The sequence below is a fragment of the Inquilinus sp. OTU3971 genome (assembly GCF_038440215.1).
The window spans coordinates 1-11,236 of record NZ_JASATH010000237.1; the positions used below are offsets into that span (position 1 = coordinate 1).

Annotated in this window: 11 protein-coding genes; 4 read left to right on the forward strand and 7 right to left on the reverse strand. The window is 70.9% G+C overall.

Annotation, left to right across the window (positions count from 1 at the left end):
- Positions 1 to 121 precede the first annotated feature (121 nt).
- Positions 122 to 1,513, forward strand: coding sequence for an FAD-binding oxidoreductase (locus AAHM41_RS35670; RefSeq protein ID WP_342241389.1), 1,392 nt, complete (start codon positions 122 to 124; stop codon positions 1,511 to 1,513).
- A 4-nt stretch (positions 1,514 to 1,517) separates the two neighbouring features.
- Here AAHM41_RS35670 and AAHM41_RS35675 read toward each other — a convergent pair whose 3' ends face one another.
- The 5 genes from AAHM41_RS35675 to AAHM41_RS35695 form a co-directional block, all read right to left on the reverse strand.
- Positions 1,518 to 2,252 (reverse strand): class I SAM-dependent methyltransferase, encoded by a 735-nt coding sequence (locus AAHM41_RS35675; protein ID WP_342241390.1) that lies wholly within the window; start codon positions 2,250 to 2,252, stop codon positions 1,518 to 1,520.
- A gap of 63 nt (positions 2,253 to 2,315) precedes the next feature.
- Complete coding sequence (locus tag AAHM41_RS35680) at positions 2,316 to 2,642, reverse strand: NIPSNAP family protein (protein WP_342241391.1); 327 nt, start codon at positions 2,640 to 2,642, stop codon at positions 2,316 to 2,318.
- A gap of 89 nt (positions 2,643 to 2,731) precedes the next feature.
- A complete protein-coding gene (der, locus tag AAHM41_RS35685; protein WP_342241392.1) occupies positions 2,732 to 4,147 on the reverse strand; it encodes a ribosome biogenesis GTPase Der in 1,416 nt (471 codons plus the stop codon).
- 13 nt (positions 4,148 to 4,160) lie between these two features.
- Positions 4,161 to 5,483, reverse strand: a complete 1,323-nt coding sequence (locus AAHM41_RS35690; protein ID WP_342241393.1) for an outer membrane protein assembly factor BamB family protein — start codon at positions 5,481 to 5,483, stop codon at positions 4,161 to 4,163.
- An 11-nt stretch (positions 5,484 to 5,494) separates the two neighbouring features.
- Positions 5,495 to 6,136, reverse strand: a complete 642-nt coding sequence (locus tag AAHM41_RS35695; RefSeq protein WP_342241394.1) for a tetratricopeptide repeat protein — start codon at positions 6,134 to 6,136, stop codon at positions 5,495 to 5,497.
- Positions 6,137 to 6,528: 392 nt separating this feature from the next.
- On the opposite strand from AAHM41_RS35695, the gene AAHM41_RS35700 reads away from it, so the two are divergent.
- The gene (locus tag AAHM41_RS35700) at positions 6,529 to 6,861 is read left to right on the forward strand and encodes a DUF2794 domain-containing protein (RefSeq protein WP_342241395.1); all 333 of its coding nucleotides are present in this window, start codon (positions 6,529 to 6,531) and stop codon (positions 6,859 to 6,861) included.
- Positions 6,862 to 6,895: 34 nt separating this feature from the next.
- Positions 6,896 to 7,663 (forward strand): SDR family NAD(P)-dependent oxidoreductase, encoded by a 768-nt coding sequence (locus tag AAHM41_RS35705; protein ID WP_342241396.1) that lies wholly within the window; start codon positions 6,896 to 6,898, stop codon positions 7,661 to 7,663.
- Positions 7,664 to 8,032: 369 nt separating this feature from the next.
- Here the strand turns inward: AAHM41_RS35705 and AAHM41_RS35710 are convergent, their stop codons facing one another.
- Positions 8,033 to 8,716, reverse strand: a complete 684-nt coding sequence (locus tag AAHM41_RS35710) for a B3/B4 domain-containing protein (RefSeq protein ID WP_342241397.1) — start codon at positions 8,714 to 8,716, stop codon at positions 8,033 to 8,035.
- Positions 8,717 to 8,792: 76 nt separating this feature from the next.
- Between AAHM41_RS35710 and AAHM41_RS35715 the strand changes: the two genes are divergently transcribed.
- Complete coding sequence (locus AAHM41_RS35715; protein WP_342241398.1) at positions 8,793 to 9,386, forward strand: helix-turn-helix domain-containing protein; 594 nt, start codon at positions 8,793 to 8,795, stop codon at positions 9,384 to 9,386.
- Between the two features lie 179 nt (positions 9,387 to 9,565).
- On the opposite strand, the gene AAHM41_RS35720 is transcribed toward AAHM41_RS35715, so the two are convergent.
- Positions 9,566 to 11,023, reverse strand: a complete 1,458-nt coding sequence (locus AAHM41_RS35720) for an NAD-dependent succinate-semialdehyde dehydrogenase (RefSeq protein WP_342241399.1) — start codon at positions 11,021 to 11,023, stop codon at positions 9,566 to 9,568.
- Between the last annotated feature and the right edge of the window lie 213 nt (positions 11,024 to 11,236).

An 11,236-nucleotide genomic window follows, 5' to 3' on the forward strand; every position in this document is an offset into this window, starting at 1 on the left:
AGAGTCCCCCCTCCCCCTGCGGGAGGGGGGTAGGGGGAGGGGGTTCGTGCCGTTATCTCCGGTCGGCCTTGATCCGGCCGTGCGCCCCCGCCATTCTCGGCCGTCACCGACCGGGACTGCCATGACCATCCTCGACGCCGCCTTCCTCGCCCGCCTCGATGCGCTGCTCGGCCCGGGTGGCGTGGCGCGGGCCGGTGCCCTGGCCGGGCTCGATCCCGGCTATCATCCCGACAATTTGGCGGCCGGCATCCAGGCCTCGCCCCGCAGCGTGGAGGAGGCGTCGGCGGTGCTGGCGCTGTGCCACGAGGCCGGTGTCTCGGTGGTGCCGCATGGCGGCCGCACGGGGCTGGTCGGCGGCGGCGCCTCGCAACCCGGGCAGATCGTGCTCAGCACCCGCCGGCTCGACCGGGTCCTCGAGATCGACACCGCCGCCCGCCTTGCCGTGGTCGAGGCCGGGGTGACGCTGCAGCAGCTGCAGGAAGCGGCGGCGGAGCACGGGCTGACCCCCGGCATCGACCTCGCCGCCCGCGGCTCCGCCACCATCGGCGGGCTGATCGCGACCAATGCCGGCGGCATCGAGGCGTTCCGCCGCGGCACCATGCGCCACCGGGTGCTCGGCCTGGAATTCCTGCGCGCCGACGGCACCATGGTGTCCGACCTGGTGCGGGTGCTGAAGAACAACACCGGCTACGATCTGAAAGACCTGATCGCCGGGTCGGAGGGCACGCTCGGCATCGTCACCCGGGCCGTGATCCGGCTGGAGCGACAGGTCGCCCCGGCGGCGACGGCGCTGGTCGCCTGCGCCTCGGCCGAGGCGGCGCTGATCGCGGCGGGGCGGCTGCGCGACCGCTTCCCCGGCCGGCTGCGGGCGCTGGAGATCCTGTGGCACGCCTACGCCGAGACGGTGGCGCAGGAGCATGGCGTCGCCCTGTCCGGCTTCGGCCTCGACCCGGCGCCGGTCTATCTGCTGGCCGAGGCGGAGCAGGACCCGGACATCGACATCGCCGCGGCGATGGAGGCGGAGATCGGGGCGCTGTGGGAGGAGGGGCCGGTCACCGGCGCCGCGCTGGCGCAGAACGAGCGGCAGCGCGAGATGTTCTGGCGCATCCGCGACGATTCCGACGCGGTCAGCCGGCCCTGCCCGGACGCCAAGACCTTCGACGTCTCGGTGCCGCTGTCAGGGCTGCCCGCCTATGTCGAGCGGATCCGCTCGGATCTGGCGGCGGCTTTCTCGCCGGCGATGCGGGTCTATGTCTTCGGTCATCTCGCCGACGGCAACCTGCACGTCATGGTCGGCGACCGCCCGCCCGGGTCGGAGGCGCGGATCGAGGCGATCCTCTATGACGGGCTGGCCGAAGCCGGCGGCTCCTTCTCGGCCGAGCACGGCATCGGGCTGGAGAAGCAGGACGCCTTCCGCCGTTACGGCGACCCGGCGCGGCGGGCGGCGATGGCGGCGATCAAGGCGGCGCTGGACCCGAAGGGGATACTGAACCCGGGGAAGATCCTGCCGTAGGCCGCTAAGCGAGCGGCCGGGCCTTCAGCCACAGGAACAGCGGCAGCCGCATCCATTGCTGCAGCAGGGCGTTGCCGTCCGGATGGTCCGGCTGCGGCTCGCGGATCGAGGTGATGGCCAGGCCGGCGGCCTCCAGCGCCGCGGCATAGGCCTCGAGCGGCTGCGACCAGCCGGCGAAATCCATGCGCAGCCCGTCGCGCTCCTCGCTGCCCTCGAAGCGCTCGCGGCCGTAATAGCTGCCTTCGAAGACGAAAGGCGCGTCCGGCTCCGGCCCGGCGAAGCGGCCGCGGTCGCGGAACGGGTGGACCAGCGACACCATCAAAGTGCCGCCCGGCCGCAGCACGCGCCGGACCTCGCGCAGAGCGCCCGGCACGTCCTCGACATCCATCAGCACGTTGTAGGCGACCACCAGGTCGAAGCGGCTATCCTCGAAGGGCAGGGCGGCGGCGTCGGCCACGGCCACGGCGTAGTCCTGCGCCGACCCAGCCTGGGCCGCGATCTCGACCAGCTCGGCCACGGTGTCGGCGGCGGTGACGCGATAGCCCAGCGCCGTCAGCTCGCGCGACACCCGGCCCTCGCCGCAGCCCAGGTCCAGCGCCTCGCCCGAGCCGCGGCCGATCCAGGCGACCAGCGCGTCGCGATAGGCCCAGAAGGCGTCATGGCCCGGCTTCCGCGCCCAGGCCGTCCAGTCCCGGGCGACACGGGCCCAGTGCTCCCGGTCGATCGAGCTCTTCGTCATCGTCGGTCTCCGGCAAAAGAAAAGGGCGGCCGCAACCGGCCGCCCCTGTCGGTCCGCCGTCGGCTACTTGACCTTGGAGAACGCCGTCGGCTTCAGGATGGCGTTGGTGATGTAGGAGACGATCGGGCCGTCGCGCTCGGTCCCGGCGCGCTTCTCCAGCCACTCCGGATCGGTCGCGAAAGCGGTCCATTTCTGCTCCCGCTCGGCCAGCGACTCCCATTCCAGCAGGTAGTACAGGGCCTGGTTGCTCTCGCCGATCTCGACGGTCCAGAAGCCGGCCTGGCGGATGCCGAAGCGCTCCCAGATCTTCAAGGTGATGGTGTCGAAGCGGTTCAGCAGCGCCGGCAGCTTGCCCGGCATGCAGTGATAGACGCGCAACTCGTGAATCATTCCGATCTCCTCCCGCAGGGGAGGGGACTCTGGCCCCGCTTCGACCCGATTGCAATCGTCCGGCAAAAGAGGTCGGAAACCGGCGGCGATCAGTCCTTGTCGGCGTACGGGTTCTTCGGCTGGCGCAGCACCACCCGGACCGGCACGCCGCCGAGATCGAAGCTCTCGCGCAGCCCGTTCACCAGATAGCGCAGATAGCTGTCCGGGAATTCCTCCGCCTGGGACACGAACAGGGCGAAGGTCGGCGGCCGGGCTTTCACCTGGGTGATGTAGCGGATCTTCAGCCGGCGGCCGCGCACCAGCTGCGGCGGATGCGCCTCCAGCATCGCCGGCAGCCAGCGGTTCAGCGGGCCGGTGCGGACCCGGCGGTTCCACACCTTGTGGATGTCCAAGACCGCGTCCATCAGCTTGTCCAGCTTCTGGCCGCGCAGGGCGGAGATGGTGACGGTCGGCACGCCGCGCACTTGCGGCATCGAGGTCTGCAGCTTGTCGCTCAGCTGCCGCAACGCCGCGGCATGGTCCTCGACCGTGTCCCATTTGTTGATCGCGATGACGAGGGCGCGGCCTTCCTCGATCACGTGCCGGGCGATGGTCAGGTCCTGCTTGTCCATGATGGCGCCGGCGTCCAGCAGCAGCACGCAGACATGGGCCAGCCGGATCGTCTCCAGCGTGTCGCCGACCGACATGAATTCGAGCTTGTCGTCGACCTTGTCGATCCGCGCCTTGCGGCGCAGCCCGGCGGTGTCGACCAGCTTGACTGCCTGGCCGCGCCAGGACCAGTCGACCATGATCGCATCGCGGGTGATGCCGGCCTCGGGCCCGGTCAGCACCCGGTTCTCGCGCAGCAGCGCGTTCATCAGGGTCGATTTGCCGACATTCGGCCGGCCGATGATGGCGAGGCGGATCGGGCGGTTGAGCTCGACCTCGGGGTCGACCACGTCGCCTTCGCCTTCCTCCTCCGGCATCGTCTGGTCGTCGTCCTCGACCAGCGCGTCGTCATCGGCCGCATCCTCCGGCATCAGCGGCCGCAGCGCATCGAGCAGGTCGACCAGGCCCTGGCCATGGGCGGCCGAGATCGCCACCGGCTCGCCCAGGCCCAGCGCCCAGGCCTCGTGCATCCCGGCCTCGGCGGCGCGGCCCTCGCATTTGTTGGCGACCAGGATGACCGGCCGGCCCTGGCGCCGCAGCCACTGGGCGAAATGCGCGTCCAGCGGCGTCACCCCGGCGCGGGCGTCGATCATCATCAGCGCGACGTCGGATTCCTGCAGCGCGATTTCGGTCTGCTGCCGCATCCGCGCCTCGAGGCTGTCGTCGAACGCCTCCTCCAGCCCGGCGGTGTCGATGACGCGGAAGCTCAGATGGCCCAGCTGACCATCGCCGATGCGGCGGTCGCGCGTCACCCCCGGCAGGTCGTCGACCAGCGCGGTGCGCTTGCCGACCAGCCGGTTGAACAGCGTCGACTTGCCGACATTCGGTCGGCCGATGATGGCGATGGTAAAGGGCATGCGCTCGGTCTGCTCAGCGATAGGCGGTCAGGGTGCCGCCGGTGCTGACAATATACAGGGTTCCGTTGGCGACCACCGGGGTGATCCGCGTCGGGTCGGTTTCGAAATGGCCGGTGACCTCGCCGGTCTTGGGCGAGATCAGCACGCCGTCGCCGGTCGAGCTGGCCAGGACCAGCGTGTCGCCGGCCAGCACCGGGCCGGTCCAGGTGATCGGGCCTTCCTTGTCCTCGGGGTCGGTCCAGCGCTCCAGCTCGCGCACCCAGCGCACCTTGCCGGTGTTGCGGGCCAGCGCCACGGCGACGCCCTCGTTGGAGACCAGATAGACGGTGTCGCCGGCCACCCAGGGCATCTGGGTGCCGCTGATCGGCTGCTCCCAGACCGTGATGCCGGAGCGCATGTCGATGCCGACCGCCTGGTTGCCGTGGCTGACCGCGACCACCAGGTCGCCGTCGATCGCCGGCAGGGCGGTGATGTCGGCCAGGCCGGCCAGGGCGCCCGCGGCGCGGGCGGCGCCGCCGCCGACCGTGGCCGACCACACCGGCCGGCCGTTCTCGATGCGCAGGCCGTACAGCTCGCCCGAGGAATAGGGCACCACCACGACGCCGTTGTCGACCGCGGCGCTGCCGCCGCCGAGCAGGGCAGAGGCTTCGGTGATGCCGCTGTGGTTCCACACCTCGGTGCCGGTCTTGGCGTCCAGCACCTCGGTCTGGTTGTCGACGGTGATGGCGACGACGCGGCCCTGGGTCACGGTCGGCGCGCCGCGCACCGGCCCGGCCAGCTTGCTGCGCCAGATCAGGCCGCCATTCGACGGGTCGAGCGCCACCGCCTCGCCGAAGCCGGTGGTGGCGTAGACCGTGCCGTCGGCATAGGCGGCGCCACCGCCGATCGGCACGCTGTCCTGCTCCGGATCCGCCACCCGCACCCGCCAGTATGAGCGGCCGGTGGCGGCGTCGAGCGAGTTCAGCCGGCCGGAGGCGTCGGTGATGTAGACCTTGCCGTCGGCGATCACCGGGCCGGTCAAGAGGGCCGTGCTGCTGCTGTCGCCAGTGCCGATGCTGCTGCTCCAGGCCCGCTGGAACGGGATCTTCAGCGCCAGGTTGCCGTTGACGTGGTTCACCGCCCCGCCCGGATTGCGCCAGTCGGGGTTGGTGCGCACCGCCGGCAGCACGCTGGGCTGGCCGGCATCGGCCGCCGGCTCGAGCCCCTGGGTGCGGCTGATCACCGCGATCCGTTCGCCCGGCAGCGGCGTCTTGGCCTCCTTGAACCAGCTGCAGGCGCTGAGCAACCCGGCGAGCGCAAGTATGGAGATCCGGGGCAGCAGGTGGCGTCGCCGCATGGCGTGGTCCCTCAATTGCTCGAAATGCTGAGGAGCTGTTCGGCCCGGCTGCGCACGCCGGGGGACGAGGCCGGGTCCTTCGACAGCGCCTCGAAGATCTCGCGGGCCTTGGCCGCATCCTTCTGGCGCAGGGCCAGCAGGCCTTGCAGCTCGCGCGCCTCGGCGCGCCAGGGCGCACCGTCGGCAGCCAGCGGCGCCAGCTCGTCGGTCAGCGCCGCGGGGTCGCCGTCGTCGAGCCGGGCCATGACCGAATAGAGCCGGGCGAGGTCGCGCACCACCGCATTGACGCCGCTGTCGCCGGCGATCTGCTGATAGATCTTGCCGGCCTCGTCGCGCTTGCCGGCATCGAGATCGGCGCGCGCTTCCAGCAGGCGGGCCAGGGCCGCGCGGTTGGCGCTGCTGTCGGCGGCGACGGCGGCGTAGATCGAGGCGGCGTTCTGCGGGGTGGCGGCGGCCTGCTGCTGGGCGTCGACCAGGGCGCGGGTCTGCGACTGCGCCTGGCTCTGGCTGTAGCTGCGCCAGCCGACGAAGGCGGCGGTGCCGAGGACGATCGCGACCGCGCCCGCGATGATCAGCGTGCCGTGGCGGTTCCAGATCGCCTTGACGCGATCCTCGCGCAGGGCTTCGTCGACTTCGCGGAAGATATCGGTCATTCACAGGATTCCGAACAGGGCGCCGCCTCGGCCGGGCGTCGCGGCCGAGCCGCCCTAACTAGACGATTGGTTCGGGGAAGACAATCCAACGGTGTGGCGATATCAGGGCGGTCACGCTGCATCGAGATGCATCTTACGCGTTGCCTCTCCCGCTTGCGGGAGAGGTCGGAGACGCGAAGCGGCTCCGGGTGAGGGCCCTTTGTCGAGGCCGGTGCCAGCCCTCACCCGCCAGCGCTGCGCGCTGTCGACCTCTCCCGCCCCGCGGGAGAGGCAGCGCAAATAGCCTCTCCGGCCCGTCAATTTCCCGGCAAGCGAGTCCGTCTGGACGTGGGGCCGGATTTGTCCAACACTCGGCGGACCGACTCAACGGTGTCGAGGCGTCTCGTCGGCGTATGTCGCAGGTTCTCGATCTCTCCCAGATACGGCGCCGCCGCGGGCGCGTCTATTTCAACCGCGGCGAACTCGGCCAGCTGCTCGGCCTCTATTTCGATCGCGTCGCCGCCGGCGAGTGGCGCGACTACGCGATCGACCACGGCGTCGGCATCGCTGTGTTCAGCGTGTTCCGGCACAGCCATGACCGGCCGCTCTACGGCATCTGCAAGGTGCTGGCCGCGCAGGGGACGGAATACTGCGTCTATGAAGGCCGGCACCGGCTCCGCCGCGGCCACACCCTGGCCGAGGTGCTGGAGCTGTTCGAGCGCAAGCTGACGCTGGTCCGCGACTGACCCGAGCCCTCATCATCCCCATCCAGGCGGTATCATGACCGATTTCGCGCGCTATCCCAGCCTGCAGGACCGGGCCGTGCTGATCACCGGCGGCGGCTCCGGCATCGGCGCCGCCCTGGTCGAGCATTTCGTCCGCCAGGGCAGCCGGGTGGTGTTCTGCGACATCGACGCGGACTCGTCGCGGGCGCTGGCCGAACGGCTGGCGGGGCAGGGGCTGGCGGCCCCGGCCTTCCTGCCCTGCGACCTGCGCGACATCGACGCGCTGCGGGCCATGGTGCGGGCGGCGGAGGCGGCGGTCGGGCCGATCCGGGTGCTGGTCAACAATGCCGGCCACGACCAGCGCCACAGCATCGACGAGGTGACGCCGGAATACTGGGACGACCGGCTGGCGGTGAACCTGAAGCACCAGTTCTTCATGGTGCAGGCGGTGCGGCCGGCGATGCGCGACGCCGGCGGCGGCTCGGTGGTCAATTTCGGCTCGATCTCCTGGCGCGCCGGAATGGGCGGGATGCCGGCCTACACCACGGCCAAGGCGGCGATCGAGGGCCTGACCCGCAGCCTGGCGCGCGATGTCGGCGCCGAAGGCATCCGGGTCAACTGCGTGCTGCCCGGCGCGGTCCGGACCGAGCGGCAGGTCAAGCTCTGGTACACGCCCGAATACGTCGAGCGGATCATGGCGGCGCAATGCCTGAAGGGCTTCGTCGAGCCGGACGACATCGCTCGCATGGTCGCCTTCCTGGCCTCCGACGACGCCCGCATGTGCACCAGCCAGATGTATGTCGTCGATGGGGGATGGATCTGAGGGCTCGTTGGAGCCCGCAGACTGGAAACGCCGACCGCTCGCCCGAACCGAACGTCAAAACCCTCGAAACCGATACGCTCAGAAGCTCAGATAGTTTCCGGCAGGTGCGTGATGCGCTCGTCGCCGCAGCGATCGGGCGCTCAGTCGATCGCGACGATTGATCGGGTGCGGGCCAGGCTGCGCCCGGCGATGCCGTGCGATCCGCAGGCCTGCGATCAATCTGGTACCATCGATCACCCCCATCTGGATCTAACGGCTGCGGCCGAAACCCAGCATGCTGCAATCGACGCGGCATTCGGCCGGACCGTCGTGATGCCCCGGCACGGCCGGGGAGAGGGAGGCGCGATGCGCGCGACCCCGCCGCTCGGCTCAGGGGCTCAGAAGCGTGGTTTCGATCCGGGCTTCCGGCGCGATCGCGCGGATGCCGTCGGCCAGCGCGCGGCCGACCGCCTCCAGCGCCGCGATCGGCATCGGCTCCAGCCGCTCGATCACGAACCACATCTCGGTCGTTGGCAGGTCGAGGCGGGTGCGCGGGCCCTGGCGCCAGTTCCAGCGCCGGCAGGTGACGCCGCGCTCGTCGCGCCAGACCACCTCGCCCGGCTCCGGATGCTCGACTGCGGCCTCGCCGTTCGCCAGCGTCTCGAAGGTCTCGTCGCCCGTGGCCCGCACCAGCTGCGGCGGCCCCGCATAGGCGGCCAGGTCCTCGCCGCCGATCGGCACCGCCCAGCGCACGCTCAGCGCGTTGTACAGGTCGACCATGCGGTTGATCGGCGGCAGACCGCCGTCGCGCTGGGCCCGCTTGCGCAGCGCCTCGGCCGAGCAGGGCGTGCGCTGCGGCTTGGCGCCGAAGCCGCGATAGGCCTCGCGCCAGGCCTCCAGATGCGCCGCCGCCCAGTCCGGGCCCGCCACCGCGGCCTCGCAGGCCTCGACCAGCCGGGCGGCGCTGTCGGCGTCGCTCGGGCCGTTGCGGGCGCCGCGCGCCACCAGGCTCAGCGCCACGAAGTCGGGACGCAGGGTCCAGATGGCGGGATCGACGACAGGCGGGGCGGACATCATCGGCTCGGTTCGCTAAAATGACCGGAAGGTTCACTTTGCTGAATAGGCCAAAATGACCGAAAAGGTCAATATAATGACCGGTGCTGCAGCCGACGGCGCCGAGGCGGAGACGGTGGCGGTGGCGCGCCATGTCGCCGAGCTGCGGCGGGCGCGGCGCCTGTCGCTGGACGCGCTCGCCCGGCTGTCCGGCGTCAGCAAGGGCATGCTGGTGCAGATCGAGAGCGCCCGCTCGAACCCCTCGATCGCCACGCTGTGCCGGGTGGCCGCGGCGCTCGGCGTCTCGGTGGCGCAGCTGGTGGATCTGGGCGGCGAGGATGTGGTGCGGCTGGTCGGGCCGGAGGAGGCGGCGCGGCTCTGGGCCGGGCCGGAGGGCGGCCGCGCCGTGCTCTTGGTCGGCAGCGAGGGGCCCGACATGCTGGAACTGTGGAGCTGGGAGCTGAAGCCGCGCGAGCGGCACGTCTCCGATCCGCATCCGCCCGGCACGCGCGAGCTGCTGCATGTCACCGCTGGCACGCTGCTGCTGGAGGTCGAAGGCCGGGCGCATGAGGTCCAGGCCGGCACCTCGGCCCTGCTGCACAGTGACCGGCCCCATGCCTATGCCTGCAAGGGCGCGCGGTCGGTCCGCTTCACCATGGCGGTAATGGAGCCGCACGCGGTGCGGCGGTAGAGCCCATTCGGGAATGCTACTGGCGAGGCCGTCTGACGGCGGTTTCTGCGCTTCCGGTGCTCACGGACTTTAACGTCCGCTGCGCGCCGGTACTCAAAACCACCGCCAGCCGACTCACGCCAGCGCATTCCCAAACGGGCTCAGAAGGGGAGGGCCGACAGCCCTCCCGTCTTCTCGCCCTACGCGCCCATCCCGGCGAGCAGGACGTATTTCAGCTCCACGAACTCCTCGATGCCGTGATGCGAGCCTTCGCGGCCGAGGCCGGATTCCTTGACCCCGCCGAAGGGCGCCACCTCGGTGGCGACGACTCCGGCATTGACGCCGACGATGCCGTAGTCCAGCGCCTCCGCCACCCGGAACACCCGGCCCAGGTCACGGGCGTAGAAATAGGCGGCGAGGCCGAAGGGCGTGGCGTTGGCCTGGGCCACCACATCCGCCTCGTCGCGGAAGCGGTAGATCGGGGCCAGCGGGCCGAAGGTCTCCTCCTGCGTCACCACCATCTCGGTGGTGGCGCCGGACAACACCGTCGGCTCGAAGAAGGTGCCGCCCAGCGCGTGGCGGTGGCCGCCGGTGACGACCGCGGCGCCCTTGGCGGTGGCGTCGGCGATGTGGCGCTCGATCTTCTCCACCGCCTCCATGGTGATCAGCGGGCCCTGGACCACCCCGGCCTCGGTGCCGTTGCCGACCTTCATCGCCTTCACCTTGGCGGCGAAGCGGGCGACGAAATCATCATAGACCGCGTCCTGGACATAGATCCGGTTGGCGCAGACGCAGGTCTGACCCATGTTGCGGAATTTCGAGGCCAGGGCGCCCTCGACCGCCGCGTCGATGTCGGCATCGTCGAAGACGATGAAGGGCGCATTGCCGCCGAGCTCCAGCCCGACCTTCTTCACCGTGTCCGCGGCCTGGCGCATCAAGAGCTTGCCGACCTCGGTCGACCCGGTGAAGCCGACGAACTTCACCGCCGGGTGACCGGTCAGCACCTTGCCGATCTTCGGCGCGTCGCCGGTGATCACGTTCAAGACGCCGGCCGGCACGCCGGCGCGCACCGCCAGCTCGGCCAAAGCGAGGGCGGTCAGCGGCGTCTCCGGCGCCGGCTTGATCACGGCGGTGCAGCCGGCGGCCAGGGCCGGCGAGACCTTGCGGGTGATCATCGCCGCCGGGAAGTTCCAGGGTGTGATCGCCGCGACCACGCCGATCGGCTGGCGCAGCACCAGGATGCGGGCGTCGGCGCGATGGCTCGGAATGGTCTCGCCGTAGATGCGCTTGGCCTCCTCGGCATAGAACTCGACGAAGGAGGCGGCGTAGTCGACCTCACCCCGCGCCTCGGCCAGCGGCTTGCCCTGCTCGCTGGTCATGATCAGGGCGATGTCGTCCTTGTTCGCCAGGATCAGGTCGAACCAGCGGCGCAGGATGGCGGAGCGCTCCTTGGCGGTCTTCTTGGCCCAGGGGCCGAAGGCGGCCTCGGCGGCCTCGACCGCGTCGGTGGCCTCGGCCTCGCCGAAGCGGGGCACCCGGCCCAGAGTCTCGCCGGTCGCCGGGTTGGTCACCGGATCGACGGCCTCGCCGATCCAGGAGCCGCCGATCAGGGCCTGGCTCTTCAGCAGGGTGGGGTCGTTCAGGGAGAGGGTAGGCATCAGGACCTCACGGGGTCACGGAACGGAATGCTCTTGGATGGCGAGGCCGCACGCCCCCTCACCCGAAATCGCTGTGCGATTTCGACCTCTCCCCAAGGAGAGGGGAAGGGGCCGCGGCTCGTATTTCCCTCTCCTCGGGGAGAGGGAGGGGCGGGGGGGGGGGGGGGGGGGGGGGGGGGGGGGGGGGGGGGGGGGGGGGGGGGGGGGGGGGTG

Coding starts and splice junctions, on each gene's coding strand:
- AAHM41_RS35690 (WP_342241393.1), bottom strand. CDS start 5,483: ATGCGGCGACGCCACCTGCTGCCCCGGATCTCCATACTTGCGCTCGCC.
- AAHM41_RS35670 (WP_342241389.1), top strand. CDS start 122: ATGACCATCCTCGACGCCGCCTTCCTCGCCCGCCTCGATGCGCTGCTC.
- AAHM41_RS35675 (WP_342241390.1), bottom strand. CDS start 2,252: ATGACGAAGAGCTCGATCGACCGGGAGCACTGGGCCCGTGTCGCCCGG.
- AAHM41_RS35710 (WP_342241397.1), bottom strand. CDS start 8,716: ATGTCCGCCCCGCCTGTCGTCGATCCCGCCATCTGGACCCTGCGTCCC.
- AAHM41_RS35705 (WP_342241396.1), top strand. CDS start 6,896: ATGACCGATTTCGCGCGCTATCCCAGCCTGCAGGACCGGGCCGTGCTG.
- AAHM41_RS35720 (WP_342241399.1), bottom strand. CDS start 11,023: ATGCCTACCCTCTCCCTGAACGACCCCACCCTGCTGAAGAGCCAGGCC.
- AAHM41_RS35680 (WP_342241391.1), bottom strand. CDS start 2,642: ATGATTCACGAGTTGCGCGTCTATCACTGCATGCCGGGCAAGCTGCCG.
- AAHM41_RS35695 (WP_342241394.1), bottom strand. CDS start 6,136: ATGACCGATATCTTCCGCGAAGTCGACGAAGCCCTGCGCGAGGATCGC.
- AAHM41_RS35700 (WP_342241395.1), top strand. CDS start 6,529: ATGTCGCAGGTTCTCGATCTCTCCCAGATACGGCGCCGCCGCGGGCGC.
- der (WP_342241392.1), bottom strand. CDS start 4,147: ATGCCCTTTACCATCGCCATCATCGGCCGACCGAATGTCGGCAAGTCG.
- AAHM41_RS35715 (WP_342241398.1), top strand. CDS start 8,793: ATGACCGGTGCTGCAGCCGACGGCGCCGAGGCGGAGACGGTGGCGGTG.